Origin of the sequence: Mesorhizobium sp. LNHC209A00 (genome assembly GCF_000502915.1) — a bacterium.
Classification (GTDB): domain Bacteria; phylum Pseudomonadota; class Alphaproteobacteria; order Rhizobiales; family Rhizobiaceae; genus Mesorhizobium.
On the sequence record NZ_AYWT01000002.1, the window covers coordinates 345,473 to 366,057 of the forward strand.

A 20,585-nucleotide genomic window follows, 5' to 3' on the forward strand; every position below is an offset into this window, starting at 1 on the left:
CCCGATCTGCTAGTCAGGCCGGCAATTCGCGCCCTTCGACGCGCCGACCGGCGCGGGTGCATCCGCAACCAATTCGCAAGCCAAACGATCAATTCACAGCAAGACAATTCGCATCGGAGCACTGCCATGACGGGTAGCAAGGATTATGTGGTCGCCGACATCTCTCTTGCCGGCTGGGGCCGCAAGGAACTCGATATCGCCGAAACCGAAATGCCGGGCCTGATGGCCTGCCGCGAGGAATTCGGCGCCAAGAAGCCGCTCAAGGGCGCGCGCATCACCGGCTCGCTGCACATGACAATCCAGACGGCGGTGCTGATCGAGACGCTGAAGGCGCTCGGCGCCGATATCCGCTGGGCTTCCTGCAACATCTTCTCGACCCAGGACCACGCCGCCGCGGCCATCGCCGAGACCGGTATTCCGGTCTTCGCCGTCAAGGGCGAGAGCCTCGAACAGTACTGGGACTACACCGACAGGATCTTCCAGTGGGCCGATGGCGGCCTCTCCAACATGATCCTCGATGACGGCGGCGACGCCACCATGTACATCCTGATCGGCGCCCGTGCCGAAGCCGGCGAGGACGTGCTGTCCAATCCGCAGAGCGAGGAAGAGGAATATTTCTACGCCCAGGTCAAGAAGCGCCTGAAGGCTTCGCCGGGCTTCTTCACCAAACAGAAGGAAGCGATCCGCGGCGTCACCGAAGAGACGACGACCGGCGTCAACCGGCTCTACCAGTTGCAGAAGAAGGGCCTGCTGCCCTTCCCGGCCATCAACGTCAACGATTCGGTCACCAAGTCGAAATTCGACAACAAATATGGCTGCAAGGAATCGCTGGTCGACGGTATCCGCCGCGGCACCGACACGATGATGGCCGGCAAGGTCGCGGTCGTCTGCGGTTATGGCGACGTCGGCAAGGGTTCGTCCGCCTCGCTCAAGGGCGCGGGCGCCCGCGTCAAGGTGACCGAAGTCGATCCGATCTGCGCGCTGCAGGCGGCGATGGACGGCTTTGAAGTGGTCACGCTGGAAGATGCGGCACCAACCGCCGACATCGTCATCACCACCACCGGCAACAAGGATGTGGTTACCCTCGACCACATGCGCTCGATGAAGGACATGGTGATCGTCGGCAACATCGGCCATTTCGACAACGAGATCCAGGTTGCATCGCTGCGCAATCTGAAGTGGACCAACGTCAAGCCGCAGGTCGACATGATCACCTTCCCGGACGGCAAGCGCATGATACTCCTTTCGGAAGGCCGTCTGCTCAATCTCGGCAACGCCACCGGCCACCCGAGCTTCGTCATGTCGGCCTCCTTCACCAACCAGGTGCTGGCACAGATCGAGTTGTTCACAAAGGGCGAGCAGTACCAGAACCAGGTCTATGTGCTGCCCAAGCATCTCGACGAGAAGGTCGCACGCCTGCATCTCGACAAGCTCGGCGCCCGCCTGACCGAGCTGTCGGGCGAGCAGGCCGCCTATATCGGCGTCACGCCGCAGGGGCCGTTCAAGCCGGAACACTACCGCTATTAACCAAAGCCGAATTCGCTACAAGATATTGATGCCGGGCGATTGACTTTTGCCCGGCATTATTTTTGCGCCGAATGATTCTTCACGCCGATTCCAGCAGGCGCTATTGTTGTGATTCGCGGGTCCGGGGGCGAGGACCGGCGGACGCGTCAGGGCGGTCTTGCATTCAGGCGGCGAAGAGGACCAAGACATGCCGGGGGAAAACCCGCTTCACGCGGGACAGGCCGTTTCCGGCGGCCATCAGGATTCGGGGACCACTGGCTCCGCCACCCGGGCACGGTGGCGTGGCCGCGCGGGGCTGTTGCTTGCCGGCTCCATACTTGCCGGTCCGCTGCTTGGCGGGGTTGCATGCGCCCAGGGCGCCGAAGTGGCTGCCGGCCTTTCGGTCAGCACGATCGAGGTCATGCAGCTTGCCGTCTTTGCCGGTGTGATGGGAGCGGCATTCCTATCGGCCATCGTTCTCATTCGCGAACGCGCGCGCATCTCGGCGGAAAATGTCGAGCTGAGAGGCCGCGTCACCGATATCAGCGCGGCGTTGCGACGTTCGGAAGCACTGCTCAATCTGCGCGACCAGCGCGTGGTCGTCTGGGCCTCGGAAAACAAGAAACCCGAACTCATCGGCACATTGCCGACCGAAAGCGGCGCGCCAGAGGAACGGGCGGCATTCCTCGCCTTTGGGCGCTGGCTGATGCCGCGCTCGGCGGCGGCACTTGAACATGCCGTGACGGGTTTGCGAGAAAAAGGCAGGCCTTTCGACCTGGTGGTGGAATCGCAGGCCGGCGCTCCGTTGGAAGTGCATGGTCGCAAGAGCGCGGCCCATGTGCTGGTGCGCTTTGTCTCGCTGTCCGAGACACAGCGCAGCCAGGCCCGGCTCAAAATCGACAACCAGCGGCTAGCCGCCGACCATGACACGATGATCGGCCTGCTCGAGGCGCTGAAGATGCCGGCATGGCTGCGCGACGAGCACGGCCGGCTGAAATGGGTGAACCGGGCCTATGCCGACGCGGTCGAAGCCGAGAACGCTGAAGCCGCCGTGCGTGACGCCCAGGAGTTCCTCGGCGGCCAGGCGCGCGAGGCCATCGCCACCCAGCACAAGTCGCATCCGGTGTTCGAGCAATCGCTTTCGACGGTGATCGAAGGCGACCGCCGCGTGTTTGCCGTGACCGACTTTGCCGGCGCCGACGGTTCGGCCGGCCTTGCCTGCGACACCAGCGCCATCGAGGCCATCCGCGCCGAATATGAGCGGACCGTGCGCAGCCATGCCGATACGCTCGACCAGCTCAACACGGCAGTCGCCATCTTCGACACGAACGAGAAGCTGCGCTTCTTCAACCAGGCTTTCCAGAAACTGTGGGGGCTCGACAGCGGCTTCCTGCACAGCGCGCCCGACAACGCCCTTTTACTCGACCGGCTGCGCAGCGAGGGCAAGATCGCCGAACAGCCGGAATGGCGCCGCTGGAAGGAGGGCCTGCTCGGCGCCTATCGTGCGGTCGAATCGCAGGAACACTGGTGGCACCTGCCGGACGGCAAGACCATTCGCGTCGTTGCCAACCCGCAACCCAAGGGGGGCGTCACCTGGGTGTTCGAGAACCTGACCGAGAAGATGGATCTCGAAAGCCGCTACCGCACCGCGGTCCGGGTCCAGGGCGAAACGCTCGACAATCTGGCCGAAGGCGTGGCGGTGTTCGGCCCCGACGGCCGGCTGCGGCTGTCGAACCCAGCCTTTGCCACGCTGTGGGGGTTGGGCACGGAAGCCGCCAAGCCCAATGTACACGTATCCATCATACGCGAGCTCAGCGATCGGCAGGCGATCGAGAGCCCCTGGCCCGGCTTCGTCGCCGCCATCACCGGCTTCGACGACGAGCGCAGCGAGCGCCACGGCCAGACCGAGCTCAACAACGGCACCGTGCTGCGTTATGCCGTGATTCCCCTGCCCAACGGGCAAGTGATGATGACCTTCGTCGACGTCACGGACAGCGTCCATGTCGAACGCGCGCTCAAGGACAGGAACGAGGCGCTAGAAAAATCAGACCAGCTCAAGAACGACTTCGTGCAGCATGTGTCCTACGAACTGCGTTCGCCGCTGACCAACATCATCGGCTTCACCGAGTTGCTGTCGCTGCCGGCGACCGGCCCGCTGACGCAGAAGCAGCGCGAATATGTCGAACATGTCGGCTCGTCCTCCTCGGTGCTGCTGACCATCGTCAACGACATACTCGACCTGGCGACCGTCGATGCCGGCATCATGCAGCTCGACATTTCCGAGGTGCATGTCGACCGCACCATCGCGGCTGCCGCCGAGCTTGTCGCCGACCGGCTGGAGGAGCATTCGATACGGCTCGCGGTCGATGCCGCCGCCGCGCCGAAGACATTCCATGGCGACGAAACGCGCATCCGCCAGATCCTTTACAATCTGCTCAGCAACGCCGCCAACTACGCGCCGGAGGCCAGCACCATCCGGCTGGCCTGTCGCCAGCTGGCGGACGGGGTCGAGTTCTCGGTTCACGACGACGGGCCCGGCATGCCGCCGGATGTGCTCGATTCGGTGTTCCGCCGCTTCGAGCCGCGCGCCAATGGCGGCCGCCGGCGCGGCGCCGGCCTCGGCCTGTCGATCGTCAAGAGCTTTGTCGAACTGCATGGCGGCGCCGTTCGCATCGAAACCGGCAAGGACAAGGGCACGACCGTCATCTGCACCTTTCCCGACGTGCCGGGTATCCGCGCAGCGGCCGAGTAGCGCGCTCGATGACGGAACCGGTGCTGGAGCGTTTGCTCGCCGACGAGACCCAGACAGCGCGGCTGGGCGAGGATCTGGCTTTGGCGCTGCGCGCGGGCGACGTGCTGGCGCTCAAGGGCGATCTCGGCGCCGGCAAGTCGACGCTGGCAAGGGCACTGATCCGGGCGCTGGCCGACGATGCCGGTCTCGAAGTGCCGAGCCCGACCTTCACGCTGGTACAGAGCTACGATACCCGCGTGCCGGTTCACCATTTCGATCTCTACCGCCTGACCTCAGCGGCCGAGCTCGACGAACTCGGCTTCGAGGAGGCGCTGGCGCAAGGTGCCGCCCTGATCGAATGGCCCGAACGGGCTGACGGCTATCTGCCCAAGGCGACGGTGCTGATCGAACTCGTCCAACATGGCGAGGGCCGGCTGGCCCGACTGTCGGGGCAAGGCGTTACCTTCGACCGTATCGCGCGCTCGCTGGCCATGCGCGGCTTTCTGGAGAGCGCCGGCTGGGGGCAAGCGCAGCGCCGACATTTCATCGGCGATGCCTCGGCCCGCTCCTACGAGATCGTAACGCTTGCCGGCGAGGCGCCACGCGTGCTGATGAACTCGCCGCGGCTGGTGCTCGGCCCGCCCGTGCGCGACGGCAAACCCTACGCCGTGATCGCCCATACGGCGCAGTCGGTGTCCGCCTTCGTCGCGATCGACCGTGCGCTGCTGGCCGCCGGGGTCGCGGTGCCCAGGATCGACGCGCAAGATCTCGACCAGGGTTTCCTGCTGCTCGAGCATCTGGGCTCGGAAGGTTTCCTCGACGGCAATGGCGAGCCGGTCGCCGAACGGTACGAGGCGGCGGCGCAACTGCTTGCCATGATGCACGGCAAGGCCTGGCCTCACCGCATGGAGGCGGCTCCCGGCATCGTCCATGACGTGCCGCCCTTCGATCGCGACGCCATGCTGATCGAGGCGGACCTGCTGATCGACTGGTACGTGCCGGCGATATCGGGCGAGCCGGCAAGCGAGGCGCTGCGTTCCGGCTATCACAAGATATGGAACGCGCTTCTCGAGCGGCTGCAAGGCAGCGAATACACGCTGATGCTGCGCGACTTCCACTCGCCCAACATCATCTGGCGCGGCGAGCGGTCCGGCCTCGACCGGCTCGGCATCGTCGACGTCCAGGACGCGCTGATCGGGCCTTGCGCCTATGACGTCGCCTCGCTCGCCATGGACGCCCGCGTCACCATGGCACCTGAGATCGAGAAGCGGACGCTCGACGCCTATGTCGCCGCGCGTCATGCTGCGGGCGGCTTCGACGAAGAAGGCTTCCTCGAAGCCTATGCAATCATGGCCGCGCAGCGCAATTCCAAAATTCTGGGCATTTTCGTGCGCCTCGAAAAACGTGACGGCAAGCCCTATTATCTCAGGCACCTGCCGCGCATCCGCGACTATCTCAAGCGGGCGCTGGCACATCCCGCGCTCGCCGATTTGCGGAATTTCCATAGCGCGCACGGGCTGCTGGAGGAACGAGCGCTGTGACAACGAAGCCGGACACCGCCATCGTCCTTGCCGCCGGGCTCGGCAAGCGCATGCGGCCGATCACCGACGCCATCCCCAAGCCGCTGGTCCGCATCGCCGGCAAGACGCTGCTCGACTGGGGCCTCGACAGCCTGGCCGCGGCCGGGGTCGGCAAGGCGGTGGTCAATGTCCATTATCTTCCCGAACAGATCGTCGCTCATGTCGCCGCGCGCCGCGCGCCGCGCATCGTTATTTCCGATGAGAGCGACCGGCTGCTCGATTCCGCCGGCGGCATCGTCAAGGCGCTGCCGGAGCTCGGCCAGGGGCCGTTCTACATCCTCAACGCCGACACATTCTGGATCGACCACGGCCCGCTCAATCTCGGGCGGCTTGCCCTTGCATGGGACGCCGCGAAAATGGATATTCTGCTGATGCTGGCGGATCTCCATCAGGCGACAGGGCACTGTGGCGGCACCGATTTCCTGGTTGCGCCGGATGGCGCCCTGCGGCGTTCAAAAGGCGACTCCGCTGGCCTGATCTATGCTGGCGCCGCGATCATCCATCCGCGCCTGTTCAAAAACGCACCCGCCGAACCGCATTCGCTCAATGCTTATTTCGACAAGGCGATTGCCGCCGGCCGCCTGTTCGGCATGCCGATGCATGGCCACTGGATAACCGTCGGCACGCCCGATGCCATTCCGCTCGCCGAAGACGCAGTGGCCGCCGCACACATCGGATCGCAATGAGCGGCTCGAGCCGCGTTTTCTCCATTCCCTCCGGAGCGCCGTTTCTGCCGACGCTGGCCGAGGCGCTGCTTGACGGCCGCCTTGTCCCCGGGTTTCGGTTCGACGGTGACCCCCTCGCTTTGGCCGACGTTACCATCTATGTGCCGACGCGCCGGGCCGCACGTGCCTTGCGCGGCGTGTTTGTCGACAGCCTGAAGGCGCGTGGGGGCGGCGGTTCCGCGATCCTGCCGGTGATCCGGCCGCTCGGCGAATTCGACGAGGATGAGGCCGCATTCGAGGCCGATCCAACGGCGGCAATCGATCTCGCGCCCGCGATCGCCGCCACCGAGCGCCTGTTGCTGCTGACGCCACTGGTGCGGGCGTGGAAACGCCGGTTGCCCGCCCATGTCGCGGCCCTCTTCGCCGAGGAGATCGTCGTCCCAGCCTCCACCGCCGACGCGATCTGGCTGGCGCGCGATCTGGCCGGGCTGATGGACGAGATCGAGACGGAAGGCACCGATTGGGCTAAACTTGCCGGCCTCGTCAGCGGCAACCTTGCCGGATGGTGGCAGGTCACGCTCGAATTCCTCGGCATCGTCACCGATGCCTGGCCGAAATTCCTCGCAGAGAGCGACCGCTCCAACCCAGCCGCGCACCGCAGCGCCCTGATCCGTGCCGAGGCCGCGCGGCTGCGGCGCAATCCACCCGCCGGGCCGGTCATAGCCGCGGGGTCCACCGGCTCCATACCCGCCACGGCGGAACTGCTTGCGACCATCGCCGGCCTGTACGGCGGTGCCATCGTGCTGCCCGGGCTGGACCAGATGCTCGACGAAGCCTCCTTCCAGGCTCTCGTCGCTCCCGGCGCGCGTCCAGCGGTGCTGGGCCATCCGCAATACGGCCTGGCAAAGCTGATCGGCAAGATCGGCGTGCTGCGCGGCGATGTCGAGGAGATCGGTGCGTCCGCGCCGAAGCTCGCGCTCCGCGCCGCCCTTGTCGGCGAGGCGCTGCGGCCGGCCGAGACCACGGAATTGTGGGCGGAAACACGAAACGGGTTTTCAGCGTCCGATATCGCTGGCGCCTTCGCCGACGTGACGCTGCTGGAGACGGCAAGCGAGCGCGACGAAGCCGTCGCGATCGCCGTCGCGCTCAAGCGCGCGGTCGAAGAGCCAGGCCAGAGAGCGGCGCTTGTCACTGGTGACCGCGCGCTGGCACGCCGCGTCTCGGTCGAGCTCAAGCGCTTCGGTGTCATTGCCGACGATTCCGGCGGCACGCCGCTGTCCAACACGCCGGCGGCCAGCCTGCTCAGACTGGCGCTCGAAGCGGTGTTCCGGCCAGGCGATCCGGTCGCCCTGTTGTCGCTGCTCAAGCATCCCCTGCTTGGCCTGGGTCTGGAACGGGTCAACGTGCGCCACGCGGCGGAATTGGTCGAACTGGTGGCGCTGCGCGGCGGCACCGGCCGCCCCGACATCGCTTCGCTGCCGAATCTTTTCGAGGCCCGCCTCACCGGGCTAGGCGACGGCAGCCGGCCGCCGTTCTGGTTTGCCCGCCTGACCGTGCGCTCCATTGAGGTCGCGCGGACCCTTCTCGCACGCCTGGCGGACGCGCTGGCGCCGCTTTCGACCTTTCGCGGCCAGGCGGAGGCCGGCCTTGCCGCGCTGGTCGAGGCCAGCGTCGCTGCCCTGGAAAATCTCGGCCGTTCGGCCGACGGTGGTCTTGGCGAACTCTACGCCGGCGATGCCGGCGAAAAGCTCGCCGAACTGCTGCGCGGGCTGGTCGCGGCTTCGGCGCCGCTGTCGTTCGCGGCAATCGAATGGCCCGATGTGATGGAGGCGCTGATCGCGCCCGAGACCGTCAAGCCGGCGCAAGGCACCGACAGGAACATTGCCATCTGGGGCGCGTTGGAGGCGCGGCTGCAGGATGTCGATACGCTGATCATCGGCGGACTCAACGAAGGGGTCTGGCCGCGCAAGCCGGAGAGCGACCGCTTCATGTCGCGGCTGATGAAGACCGGCATCGACCTCGAACCGCCGGAGCGGCGCATCGGGCTTGCCGCGCATGATTTCCAGATGGCCATGGGCGCGAGACGTGTGGTGCTGGCCCGCTCGGCGCGTGCCGGCGACGCGCCGGCCGTGCCGTCGCGCTGGTTGCAGCGGCTGCTCACCTTCATCGGCAACGATCAGGCGGCGGCACTGCGCCGGCGCGGCGATGAGCTGCTCGCCTGGGCGCGTGCGCTCGACACAGGGCCGAAGCGGGATTTCGCGCCACGGCCGCAGCCGAAGCCGCCGCTCTCGGTCCGCCCGACACATTTCTCCGTCACCGAGATCGAGACGCTGCGCCGCGACCCCTACGCCGTGTATGCCCGGAGGATCCTTGGCCTGACGCCGCTCGATCCGCTCGTCCGCGATCCGGGTGCGGCGGAGCGCGGCACGCTGTTTCACGCCATCCTGCATCTCTTTTCGTCCGAGGTGGCCGACCCGCGCGCGCCGGACGCATTGGCCGGGCTCATCGCCGCCGGCCGCGCCTGTTTTGCCGAGGCGGTGCTTCCGGCGGATGTCGAGGCGGTGTGGTGGCCGCGGTTCGAAAAGCTCGCCGCCAACATCATCGAATGGGAGCGAACGCGCGCCGACGCGGTGATCCAGCGGCATGCCGAGGAGCGCGCCGGCAAGACTGTGGTCGGACAGTCCGGCGTAACGCTGTCCGGCTATGCCGACCGTGTCGACCTGCTGGCCGGCGGCATGGCGGACATTCTGGACTACAAGACGGGTTCCTCGCCTTCCAAGGCACAGGCCCACACGCTACTGGCGCCGCAACTGGCGTTGGAAGGGGCGCTGCTCAGGCGTGGCGCATTCAAGGATTTGGGCGCGCGCGAACCGTCGCAACTGGCCTTCATCAGGTTGAAGCCGAATGGCGAGGTGTTCGAAGAGTCCATACTGGAACACAACCGCCAACCACGCACCGCCGCCGATCTTGCCGAAGAGGCCTGGGCGCGGCTGGAAAAACTGCTGATCCATTATGCCGACCCGGCGACCGGATATCTGTCGCGCGCGCTGCCGTTTCGCGAAGGTGAAACCGATGGCGATTACGACCACCTCGCCCGCGTGCTCGAATGGTCCGCCGGCGGCGACGCCGGGGATGAGGGAGGGGAGGCATGAAAAAAACCTATCCGATCCCGAGCGATACGGCTTCGAGCCAGGCCCGGGCCGCCGATCCCGGCAATTCGGCCTGGGTGTCGGCCAATGCGGGATCGGGCAAGACGCACGTGCTGGCCCAGCGCGTCATCCGGCTGCTGCTCAACGGCACCGATCCCTCGAAGATATTGTGCCTGACCTATACGCGCGCCGCGGCCGCCAACATGTCGAACCGGGTTTTCTCCACGCTGTCGGAATGGACATCGCTGGCTGATCTGGAGTTGGCCGCCAGAATAGAGGCGCTGGAAGGGCGCCGGGCCGATCGCGACACCATGCGCCGCGCCCGCCGCCTGTTCGCCGAGGCGCTGGAGACGCCTGGCGGGTTGAAAATCCAAACCATCCACGCCTTCTGCGAATCCGTTCTGCATCAGTTCCCCCTGGAAGCCAACATCCCCGCCCATTTCGAAATGCTCGACAGCCAGATGGAGGCCTCGCTTTTTGCCGCCGCGCGCCGCGAGATGATCTCCGCCGCCGGCGACAGGACTTTGGCGGAGGCCTTCGCCGCTATCCTGGAACGCGGCGGTGAAGGCGGTCTCGATGCCTTGCTCGGCGAGATCGTACGCAAGCGTGAGGGATTGCGCGATTTCCTCGATGCTGTCGGGCGTGACAGCTTCCAGCCCTTGTTCGATGAATTCCATTTCCAGCCCGGCCAGACCGCCGAAGGCATAGCGGCATCTGTATGGCCGCTGCCTGGCTTCCTGCCGGACTATTTTGCCGGCTTTGCCCAGGCAACCGAAGCCACCGACGCCAGGTCGGTGTTGAACAACATCCTGCCCTATGCGCGCCAGGCCTTCGCGGAGAGCGACCCTGTCCGCCGGCTGCAGTTGCTTGCAAGAGCCTTCCTCAAGACCGATGGCGATCCTTATGATCCGGCAAAGGCGTTCAAAAAGGCGCTCACCGACCGGCTGCCTGACCTAGCCGAGCGCTATGTGTCGGCCGCCACCGCCATCATGGAGACTGTCGACCGGCTGGCGCTATTCCGGATGCTGGAGGGCACATGTGCGGCCCTGACCATCGCCGGCTGGCTGATCGCACGCTACGAAGTGCTGAAGCGCGGCCGCGGCTTTCTCGATTTCAACGACCTGATCACCCGCACGGTGAACCTTTTGGCGCGGCCCGATGCCGGCCCATGGGTGCAATACAAGCTCGACCAGGGCATAGATCACATCCTGCTCGACGAGGCGCAGGACACCAGCCCGGATCAATGGGAGGTGGTGAAGCGGCTGGCGGAAGAATTCTTTGCCGGCTTCGGTGGCCGCGACCGGGTCCACCGCACGGTCTTTGCCGTCGGCGACGAGAAGCAGTCGATCTACTCCTTCCAGGGTGCGGCACCCGACTCCTTCGCCGACAGCCGGTTGTTGTTCGCCGGGCGTGTGCGCGATGCCGAAGCGTCCTTCGCCGACCTCAAGCTGACCTGGTCGTTCCGCTCCACGGACGATGTGCTGGCCGCCGTCGACCGGGTCTTTGCCGATCCCATCGTGCGGCGCGGCATCAGCCACGATCCCGATCCGCTGAACCACAAGGCGATCCGCACCGATGCGCCGGGCTATGTCGAGGTCTGGCCGTCGATCGGTGCCGAGGCCGTCGACGAGCCCGACGACTGGGCGCAAGCGATCGACCATGCCCATGCGCCGGCGGTACGCGTCGCCGAGAATGTCGCGGCCACCATTGCCGGCTGGATCGGCAAGGGCGAAATCATCGAGGGCCGTGGCAAGCGGCTGCGGCCGGGCGACGTGCTGGTGCTGGTGCGCAAGCGCGACAGCTTCGTCCACGCGCTGACCCGCGCGCTCAAGCGCCGCGACATCCCGGTTGCCGGCGCCGACCGGCTGAGCCTGTCGGGCCATATTGCGGTCAAGGACCTGATCGCGCTCGGCCATCTTTTGATGCAGCCGCAGGACGACTTGTCGCTCGCCGCTCTGCTGCGCAGCCCGGTCTTCGACCTGCCGGAAGAGACACTGTTCACGCTCGCCGCGCAACGGCCGCCCGGCGTGTCGCTGGCGGCATCGCTACGCCAGCACGCCGGCGAAAGCGAAACGCTCGCGGCCGTCGTCGCGCGACTCGACGCCTGGGCTGACGAGGCCGCCTTCAAGCCGGTGTTCGAATTCTATGCTGCCCTGCTGGCGCGCGATGGCGTACGCGGCAAGATGATTGCGCGGCTCGGGCCGGAAGCCGGCGATATTCTCGATGAGTTCCTGAGCTTCTGTCTTGCCGAAGAGCGGACCGGCCTGCCCGGGTTGGAAGCCTTCCTGTCGACACTGGAAAACGCCGGCCCAGAGATCAAGCGCGAGATGGACCAGACCCGTGACGAGGTCCGGGTCATGACCGTGCACGCGGCCAAGGGCCTCGAGGCGCCCGTGGTGTTCCTGGTCGACGGCGGTTCCGCCCCGTTCAGCGACCAGCATTTGCCGCGCCTGATGCCTTTCGACGGCTCAGGCCGACATTGGGACGGCAGGGGTTATCTTTGGCGTTCGGCCAGCGACGTCGCCAACGGCTTCTCGAAGACGGCCGCCGCTCGCGCCCGCGAACTCGCCGACGACGAGTACCGCCGGCTGCTCTATGTCGGCATGACGCGTGCCGAGGACCGGCTTATCGTCTGCGGCTATCACGGCAAGCGGGCGCCGAACGCCGGCACCTGGCATTCTATCGTCAGCCGCGCGCTGAGCGCCGCGCCCGAAAGCGAACAGCGTCCGCATCCTGCCGACGGGGAGCCTGTCTACCGTTTCCACGTCACCAAACTGCCGCCGGTCGCGCCAAGTCCGGGCGAACAGGCGCGGCAGACCGATGCTTTCGGCCCCTTGCCGGCGACCCTGTTCAGGCCCTTGCCGCCTTTCGAGGACCTGCCGCGCCCCCTGTCACCGTCGGGCGCCTCGGCGCTGATCGACGAAGGCAAGGAAGGGGTTGTCGACAAGGCGTCGCCGGTGTTGGACGCCGCTGCCGAGCCAGGTTTTGCCGTGCTGCGCGGGCTCGCCCTACACAAACTGCTGCAGATGCTGCCCGGCATCGCCGAGGACGCACGGGAGGACGCTGCGAAGCGTTATCTCTCCCGAACGGGTGCGGCGTGGCCTGAGGGCGAGCGTGAAAAGGCCCTGGCATCGGTCATCGCCATCCTTTCCGACTCCGGCCTCGGCCAACTGTTCGTGCCCTCCTCGCGCGCCGAGGTCGCGATCATGGGCAGCCTGGAGGTCAAGGGCAAAATCCGCTCCATTTCCGGCAAGATCGATCGGCTGGCGGTGGCCCCGAATGCGGTCTCGATCGTCGACTACAAGACCAACCGGCCCGCACCCGCCTCCCTGGCGGAAGTCCCGCCGGCCTATCTGCTTCAGCTCGCGCTCTATCGCGCCCTGCTGCAGCCGCTTTATCCCGGGCGGGAGGTCAAGGCAGCCCTGCTGTTCACCGAAGCGCCAAGACTGATCGAACTGCCGTCCCGGGCCATGGACGACGCCCTTGCCCGACTCACGGGAGCGTGACACAAGAACTGCTTGAAGAAGGGCGCGACAACCACCACATTTGGTGGGACGAAAAATTTCGAAAGGATTTCCGCATGACCACCGTCAAGGTCGACAAGAACAATTTCCAGGCTGACGTGCTTAATGCCCAGGTGCCGGTTGTGGTTGATTTCTGGGCGGAATGGTGTGGTCCTTGCAAGATGATCGCACCGGCGCTTGAGGACATTGCCACCGAGCTCGGCGCCAAGGTCAAGATCGCTAAATTGAACATCGACGAGAATCCCGAGCTTGCCGCCCAGTTTGGCGTGCGTTCGATCCCGACGCTGATGATCTTCAAGGGCGGCGAAGTGGCCGACATCAAGGTGGGCGCCGCGCCCAAGACCGCACTGTCGCACTGGGTCAATGGCAATCTTGCCTGATCCCATCTGAATTCGAAGCAAAAAGCCCGGCCATCGCGCCGGGCTTTTTGTTGGCGTCATCGGTGCGCCGCTCTGGCCCTCACATCGGGGCACTCCATGTCCTCTGTTGGCAGCAGAAGCAGGGAGAGAAAAATGACCGGATCCGCCAAGGCCACCGTCTTCATCGACAACGAGCGCGTCATCGTCACCGAATACCGCTTCCAACCGGGCGACAATACCGGCTGGCATCGCCACGGCCACGACTACGTCGTCGTGCCACTGATGGACGGCAAGCTGAAGCTGGTGACCAAGGAGGGCGAAACCTTCGCCGAGATGAAGAAAGGCGCGCCGTATTTCCGCAAGGAGGGAGTGGAACACGACGTCGTCAGCGCCAATGAGGGTGAGTACGCTTTTATCGAGATCGAGCTGAAGTAAGCGGCACCGCTGACGTTGACCGAAACCTCCCCAACTTCGTCCATACCAGGGCGAAGCAGGTGCGAAGCTCCGTCGGGAAGACCCAAGTATCCATGCCGTGACGGCCATCGACGAATACAGCGGAAGGAAAATTCTGTACCGCTGCGGCGCTTTGAAGTCGCGGCATGGGTCCTGGCGTCTGCGCTGCGTCGCTACGCCCTGAGATAACCAGGCAATGGACGGCCTCAGGTCGGGGGCGTGCCGTTCTCGGCGAGAACCGTGCCGGCCAGGTACAGCGACCCGCCGATCAGGATGCGCGGCGTTGGGCCGTCCCAGGTGTCGCGCAGCAGCATCAGGGCGCTGGCGACGGAGCTTACCGGCTCGGCCGTCAGCCCGGCTTCCGTGGCACGGATCGCCAGTTCGTCATTCGGCACACCGGCATCGCTCATGCTCACGGGCACGGTGTAGACATGCCGGACGAGGCCCTTGAAGGCGCGGAAATAGCCGGCCTGGTCCTTGGTGTTGATCATGCCCGAAATGAGGAAGAGCGGACGCGGGTTTTTTTCTTCCTGCTCGGCCAGCGCTTCGGCGACGACGACGCCGGCACCGGGATTATGGCCGCCGTCGAGCCAGATGTCGGCGCCCTTCGGCGCCAGTTCCGCCAGCCGGCCCTGCGCCAGCTTCTGCATGCGGCCGGGCCAGGCGACGTTGGTCATTGCCTTCTCGGCGGCGCGGTGGGCGATCTCGAAGCCGGCCGCCTTGACGGCGGCGATCGCGGCGGCCGCATTGGCGAACTGGTGGCGACCGGGCAGGCGCGGCGCCGGCAGATCCATCAACCCATCATCGTCCTGGTAGACCATGCGGCCGTTCTCCTCGAAAGCGAGAAAATCCTGCCCGTAGACGAGGGTCGGGCATTCCAGCCGCTCGGCCGCGTCGATCAGCACCTGTAGCGCCGTCTCGCTTTCCTGCGCGCCGACGACCACCGGGCAGCCACGCTTCATGATCCCGGCCTTTTCGGCCGCGATCAGTTCGACGCGATCGCCGAGATAGGCCTCATGGTCCATCGACACCGGCATGATCACCGACACGGCCGGCCGCGCGATGACATTGGTGGCGTCGAAACGGCCGCCAAGACCGACCTCGATGATCGCGACATCGGCCGGATGTTCCGAAAACAGAATGAAGGTGACGGCGGTGAGAATTTCGAAGACGGTGATCTTCTGGCCTGCATTGGCCTTCGCAACGCGGGCAATGGCCTCCGCGAATATGTCGTCGTCGACCAGCCTGCCGCCGCCTTCGGCGGCCAGCCTGTAGCGCTCGTGCCAGCTGACCAGATGCGGCGAGGTGTGGACATGGACGAGCCGGCCGGAGGCTTCCAGCAGCGCCCGTGAGAAGGCGGCGCAGGAACCCTTGCCGTTGGTGCCAGCGATGTGGATGACCGGCGGCAGCAGGTCCTGCGGATTGCCCAATCGCTCCAACAGCCGCGAGATGCGGTCGAGCGAAAGGTCGAAGCCCTTCGGGTGAAGCGCCATCAGGGCTTCGATTTCACGGTCCGCGGCAAGCGTCGTCATGGCAAATCCCGTGCATGGCCTGGAGCCAGAATCGCTCCCGCAAAGACCACGGCTATCAAAAGGCTACAGCGCGCAACGGATGCCGCGCAATCGCTGTTCGCGGCGGCCAATGTCGCGTCAGGCCAGTCTCACGTCAGGCCAGTCTCGCGTCAGGCCAGTGTAGCGTCAAGCTTGCGGCCGGACCTCGGCGGCGACCACGGCCGGCGGCAGGATTTCCGGTTCCAGAGGCTTTTGCTCTTCCGGCATCTTGAGCAGCATCTTCAACAGGCGGGCGATGGTCTCCCGCAGCTCCAGCCGCGACACCACCATGTCGACCATGCCGTGCTCCATCAGATATTCGGAGCGCTGGAAGCCGTCCGGCAATTTCTCGCGGATGGTCTGTTCGATGACACGCGGCCCGGCAAAACCGATCAGCGCGCCGGGCTCGGCGATGTGCACGTCGCCCAGCATGGCATAGGAGGCGGTGACGCCGCCGGTGGTCGGGTTGGTCAGCACGACGATGTAGGGCAGGCCGGCTTCCTTCAGCCGGTCGACACCAACCGTAGTGCGCGGCAATTGCATGAGGGACAGAATACCTTCCTGCATGCGCGCGCCCCCGGAGGCGGCGAACAGGATCAACGGCCGCTTGCGCTGCAAGGCGACCTCGAAGCCACGCACGATGGCATCACCCGCGGCCATGCCGAGCGAGCCGCCCATGAAAGCGAAATCCTGCACCGTCACCACCACCGGCAAGCCCTCGACGGTCCCCAGCGCATTGATGATGGCATCTTCCAGGCCGGTCTTGGCCTTGGCGTCCTTCAGCCGGTCGACATAGCGTTTCTCGTCGCGGAACTTCAGCGGATCCTGCATGACCTTGGGATTGTCCAGGGTCTCGTACTTGCCGTCATCGAAGAAGAATTTCAGCCGCTCCTTGGCCGAGATCTTCATATGATGGCCGGAAGACGGGATGACGAACTGGTTGGATTCCAGGTCCTTGTGGAACACCATCTCGCCGGTCTCGGGATCCTTGATCCAGAGATTCTCGGGCATGTCGGTGCGCCGGCCGAGCATCGAATTGATCTTCGGGCGAACGTAGTTGGTGATCCAGTTCATCGCTTCGGCTCCTGTCCTGACGAAGAGTTGGGCAAAGACGTAGGGAAACTATTCGGCGGCAGCAAGGCGGGCCGAGCGCACGCCTTGCGCAAGGCCGCTCACCAGTGTGGCGACTGCCTCCGCCGGATCGGCGGTCTTTTCACCCTTCGGCCCCAGCACGTTCGCGACCGCGTTGACGATCGCCGTGCCGACGACCACGCCGTCGGCGTTGGCGCCGATCACGCGCGCCTGTTCGGCGGTCTTGACGCCGAACCCGACGCAGACCGGCAGGTTGGTGTGACCCTTGATGCGCTGGACCGCCGTGGCGACCTTGCCGGTGTCGGCAAGCGCCGAGCCGGTGATGCCGGTCATGGACACGTAGTAAACGAAGCCGGATGTGTTCTGCAGCACCTTGGGCAGGCGCTTGTCGTCGGTGGTCGGCGTCGCCAGCCGGATGAAATTGATGCCGGCCTTCAGCGCCGGGATGCAGAGTTCCTCATCCATCTCCGGCGGCAGGTCGACGACGATCAGCCCGTCGATGCCGCTGGCGATCGCGTCCTTCAGGAAACGGTCGACGCCGTAGATGTAGATCGGGTTGTAGTAGCCCATCAGCACGATCGGCGTTTCATCGTCGCCGGCGCGGAAGTCGGACGCCATCTTCAGCGTCTTGACCAGCGTCTGGCCGCCTTTGAGCGCCCTGAGGCCCGCCGCCTGGATCGCCGGGCCGTCGGCCATCGGGTCGGAAAACGGCATGCCGAGCTCGATGACGTCGGAGCCGGCGCCGGGCAGCGCCTTCATGATCGACAGCGAGGTTGCATAGTCGGGGTCGCCACCCATGAAATAGGTGACGAGCGCCGGGCGGCCCTCGGCCTTGAGCTTCGCCATGCGGCGGTCGATGCGGGTTGTCATGTCAGGCCCTTTGGACGAATTTTGTTCATAATCAACTCCCAAGTCGAACGGTCCAAAGGGCCTAGATCTCCATGCCCAGCATCGAGGCCACCGTGTGGACGTCCTTGTCGCCACGGCCGGACAGGTTGACGATGACGATCTGGTCCTTGTCCATGGCGGGCACGATCTTGACCGCATGGGCGATGGCGTGCGCGGATTCCAGCGCCGGGATAATGCCTTCGACGCGCGTCGTCAGCTTGAAGGCTTCGAGCGCCTCGTCGTCAAGGATCGGCACATATTCGACACGGCCGGAGTCGCGCAGCCACGAATGCTCCGGGCCGACGCCGGGATAATCGAGGCCGGCCGAAATCGAATGGCCGTCCATGATCTGGCCGTCGGCATTCTGCAGGAGATAGGTGCGGTTGCCGTGCAGCACACCGGGGGAGCCGGCATTCATCGAGGCGCAATGCTCGATGCCGTCGAGGCCGCGCCCGCCGGCTTCGATGCCGATGATACGAACCTCCTTGTCATCGAGGAAGGGATGGAACATGCCGATGGCGTTGGACCCGCCGCCGACGGCGGCGATGATGGTGTCGGGCAGCCGCCCTTCCTGTTCGAGGATCTGCGCGCGCGCCTCGGTTCCGATTACCGACTGGAAATCGCGCACCAGTTCGGGATAGGGGTGCGGACCGGCGGCGGTGCCGATCAAATAATAGGTGTCCTCGACATTGGTCACCCAATCACGAAGGGCTTCGTTCATGGCGTCCTTCAGCGTACCGTGACCGGCGGTAACGGGCCGCACTTCGGCGCCGAGCAGCTTCATGCGGAAGACGTTGGGGCTCTGGCGGGCGACGTCTGTCGCGCCCATATAGACGACGCAGGGAAAGCCGAAGCGGGCGGCGACCGTGGCGGACGCCACGCCATGCTGGCCGGCACCGGTCTCCGCGATGATGCGCTTCTTGCCCATGCGCTTGGCCAGCAGGATCTGTCCGAGGCAGTTGTTGATCTTGTGCGAACCGGTGTGGTTCAAATCCTCGCGCTTAAAATAGACTTTCGCGCCGCCCCCGAGGCCCTTCGCCGAGGAAACCTCACGAAGATGTCTGGTCAGGCCCTCGGCGAAGTAGAGCTTCGACGGCCGGCCGGCATAATGGGTCGAAAGACCGGTCAGTTCAGCCCTGAAATCCGGATCGTTCTTGACCTCGTTCCAGTTTTTCTCCAGGTCGAGGATCAGCGGCATCAGCGTTTCGGCAACGAACCGACCGCCGAAAATGCCGAACATGCCCTGTTCGTCGGGTCCGGTGCGGAAGGAATTGGGTGTCGCCGGCTTGTTCATCGCCGATCTCCTGCATCTTGATTGGGAGTACGCTCAGGCGGCGCGATCATCGCGTGCTGCCCGGACGGCTCGGAAAAACTGTTCGATCAGCGCCGGATCCTTGACGCCCGGGGCGCTTTCCACGCCCGAGGAAATGTCTATCGCGGGCGGATTGGCAAGCCGAAGGGCATCGCCGATGTTGGCGGCGTTGAGCCCACCGGAAAGCATGTAATCGATCCCGGCGTCAAGGCCGGCGAGAATGCGCCAGTCGAAGGCGACGCCATTGCCGCCCGGCAGCTCCGAGCCCTTTGGCGGCTTGGCGTCGAACAGGAACCGGTCGGCGATGCCGACAAACGGCTTTGTCCGTTCGAGATCGGCGGCCTCGCTGAGCGGCAACGCCTTCATCACCGGCAGCCCATGGCGGGCTTTCAGTTCAGCCACTCGCTCGGGGGTTTCGGAGCCGTGCAGTTGCAGCATGTCGGGCTGCAGCTTTTCGACGATTTCGTCGAGGAAGGCGTCTCTGGCATCGACGGTGACGGCGACCGCCAAGGCCTTGCCACGAGCCGCTTCGCGCAGACGGCCGGCTTCGGCCGGCTCAACATAACGCGGGCTTTTTGGAAAGAAGATGAACCCGACATGGCTGGCGCCGCCGGCCAGGGCCGCGGCCATTGCCTGGTCGGTCTTCAAGCCGCAGATCTTGATGTCGAGCGCCATGGCGCGGAATTGGCACGAAAAGCGCCGAGAGTCGAGAAAAAGCATGCTGTTTGCCGGCAAGGCCAAAGGCGCTACCTATGGACGGACAGCATGCAAGGCGGGAGCACAGCCATGGACGACCAGACCGTTGCCGAACTGAAGCAAAAGATCGCGCAGGCGCGTGAGGTCATAGCGCACCTCATGGACAGGGCCGCCTTCAACGGCGCCGAGGCGCATCGGGCGCTGGATTATTTCGGCGGCGAAGCTTTCGATCGGAACTTTCTACCCTGGCCGCAGCATGCTGACGAAGGGTTGCGGCCGGATGAGCTCAATGCGGCGAACGATGACTGAGGCGCCCTACTCGAACACAATCGCCTGCAGGGCGCCGCCATTGCGCTTCAGCCAGTCCTTGCAGCGGTCGGTGTCGGGGCAGAGCTTTTCGCACAGTTTCCAGAATTTCGGCCCGTGGTTCATCTCCTTGAGATGCGCCACCTCATGCGCGACGAGGTAATTTATGACAGGCTGCGGCGCCATCATGATGCGCCAGGAAAAGGACAGATTGCCTTCCGAAGTGCAGGAGCCCCAGCGGCTGGAGGTGTCCTTGTAGCGGATCGCCTTGGCGCGCTTGCCAAGCGCCTCCGTATGCTTGACGACCAGCTTCTCGATCTCTTTCTTGGCCTCGCGCTTCAAAAAATCGGCGATGCGGCGCGGCAGATGGATGCGGTCGCCATGCACGATCAGCAGCGGGCCGCGGTCGTCGCGCGATATGGTGACAGTGCCTCGCTTTGACGGCTCATGCACGATACGGTGGGCCACGCCGCGTACCGGAATCCTTATGCCCGGACGCACCTGCGGCCGCGTCGGCACCTTGGCCAGCCGCTGTTCCAGCCAGTCCTGGTGGCGGTCGAGGAACCTGTCCACTTCGCCGCGGCGCAGGCCCGGCGGCACGGTGATGCGCAGGCCCTGTCCGCCGGACTCGATGCGCAGCGTCAGACGCTTTGCCCTGGCGCTCTCGACGATCTTGAGCGGCAGCGTGCGGCCGGCGACGCAATATTCTCGCTCCACGACAGGCGTGGGTTTGGGCTTTGTCAGATTGCGGAAGAACCCGATGGTCATGGCGGG

The 20,585-nt window shown here is 65.3% G+C and carries 15 protein-coding genes; 9 read left to right on the forward strand and 6 right to left on the reverse strand.

Annotation, left to right across the window (positions count from 1 at the left end; genetic code table 11):
• Positions 1-126 precede the first annotated feature (126 nt).
• The 8 genes from ahcY to X739_RS160890 all read left to right on the forward strand — a co-directional run bounded on the left by ahcY (position 127) and on the right by X739_RS160890 (position 13,949).
• Complete coding sequence (gene ahcY, locus X739_RS160925; protein ID WP_015314360.1) at positions 127-1,527, forward strand: adenosylhomocysteinase; 1,401 nt, start codon at positions 127-129, stop codon at positions 1,525-1,527.
• Between the two features lie 187 nt (positions 1,528-1,714).
• The gene (locus X739_RS160920; protein ID WP_023793058.1) at positions 1,715-4,258 is read left to right on the forward strand and encodes a PAS domain-containing sensor histidine kinase; all 2,544 of its coding nucleotides are present in this window, start codon (positions 1,715-1,717) and stop codon (positions 4,256-4,258) included.
• Positions 4,259-4,266: 8 nt separating this feature from the next.
• Positions 4,267-5,778, forward strand: coding sequence for a tRNA (adenosine(37)-N6)-threonylcarbamoyltransferase complex ATPase subunit type 1 TsaE (tsaE, locus tag X739_RS160915; protein WP_023772341.1), 1,512 nt, complete (start codon positions 4,267-4,269; stop codon positions 5,776-5,778).
• Positions 5,775-6,503: a nucleotidyltransferase family protein gene (locus X739_RS160910; protein ID WP_023793061.1), complete on the forward strand. Its 729-nt coding sequence runs from the start codon at positions 5,775-5,777 to the stop codon at positions 6,501-6,503. The genes tsaE and X739_RS160910 overlap by 4 nt, the downstream gene beginning before the upstream one ends.
• Positions 6,500-9,634, forward strand: a complete 3,135-nt coding sequence (gene addB / locus X739_RS160905) for a double-strand break repair protein AddB (protein ID WP_023772339.1) — start codon at positions 6,500-6,502, stop codon at positions 9,632-9,634. The genes X739_RS160910 and addB overlap by 4 nt, the downstream gene beginning before the upstream one ends.
• Positions 9,631-13,137, forward strand: a complete 3,507-nt coding sequence (gene addA / locus X739_RS160900; protein ID WP_023793064.1) for a double-strand break repair helicase AddA — start codon at positions 9,631-9,633, stop codon at positions 13,135-13,137. The genes addB and addA overlap by 4 nt, the downstream gene beginning before the upstream one ends.
• 74 nt (positions 13,138-13,211) lie before the next feature.
• Positions 13,212-13,535, forward strand: coding sequence for a thioredoxin (gene trxA / locus X739_RS160895; protein ID WP_015314366.1), 324 nt, complete (start codon positions 13,212-13,214; stop codon positions 13,533-13,535).
• 132 nt (positions 13,536-13,667) lie between these two features.
• The gene (locus tag X739_RS160890; RefSeq protein ID WP_023781767.1) at positions 13,668-13,949 is read left to right on the forward strand and encodes a cupin domain-containing protein; all 282 of its coding nucleotides are present in this window, start codon (positions 13,668-13,670) and stop codon (positions 13,947-13,949) included.
• A 224-nt stretch (positions 13,950-14,173) separates the two neighbouring features.
• Here X739_RS160890 and X739_RS160885 read toward each other — a convergent pair whose 3' ends face one another.
• From X739_RS160885 to X739_RS160865, 5 genes are all read right to left on the reverse strand, one after another.
• A complete protein-coding gene (locus X739_RS160885; protein ID WP_023772335.1) occupies positions 14,174-15,499 on the reverse strand; it encodes a folylpolyglutamate synthase/dihydrofolate synthase family protein in 1,326 nt (441 codons plus the stop codon).
• Positions 15,500-15,664: 165 nt separating this feature from the next.
• Positions 15,665-16,591: an acetyl-CoA carboxylase, carboxyltransferase subunit beta gene (gene accD / locus X739_RS160880; protein ID WP_023772334.1), complete on the reverse strand. Its 927-nt coding sequence runs from the start codon at positions 16,589-16,591 to the stop codon at positions 15,665-15,667.
• 48 nt (positions 16,592-16,639) lie between these two features.
• Positions 16,640-17,479 (reverse strand): tryptophan synthase subunit alpha, encoded by an 840-nt coding sequence (trpA, locus tag X739_RS160875; protein WP_023772333.1) that lies wholly within the window; start codon positions 17,477-17,479, stop codon positions 16,640-16,642.
• Positions 17,480-17,540: 61 nt separating this feature from the next.
• The gene (gene trpB / locus X739_RS160870) at positions 17,541-18,791 is read right to left on the reverse strand and encodes a tryptophan synthase subunit beta (protein WP_023772332.1); all 1,251 of its coding nucleotides are present in this window, start codon (positions 18,789-18,791) and stop codon (positions 17,541-17,543) included.
• Positions 18,792-18,824: 33 nt separating this feature from the next.
• A complete protein-coding gene (locus X739_RS160865) occupies positions 18,825-19,484 on the reverse strand; it encodes a phosphoribosylanthranilate isomerase (RefSeq protein ID WP_023781768.1) in 660 nt (219 codons plus the stop codon).
• 111 nt (positions 19,485-19,595) lie between these two features.
• Between X739_RS160865 and X739_RS160860 the strand changes: the two genes are divergently transcribed.
• On the forward strand, positions 19,596-19,814 hold the full coding sequence (locus X739_RS160860) for a hypothetical protein (protein WP_023772330.1): 219 nt from the start codon (positions 19,596-19,598) through the stop codon (positions 19,812-19,814).
• Between the two features lie 6 nt (positions 19,815-19,820).
• Here X739_RS160860 and X739_RS160855 read toward each other — a convergent pair whose 3' ends face one another.
• A complete protein-coding gene (locus X739_RS160855) occupies positions 19,821-20,579 on the reverse strand; it encodes a M48 family metallopeptidase (RefSeq protein WP_023781769.1) in 759 nt (252 codons plus the stop codon).
• Positions 20,580-20,585 lie beyond the last annotated feature (6 nt).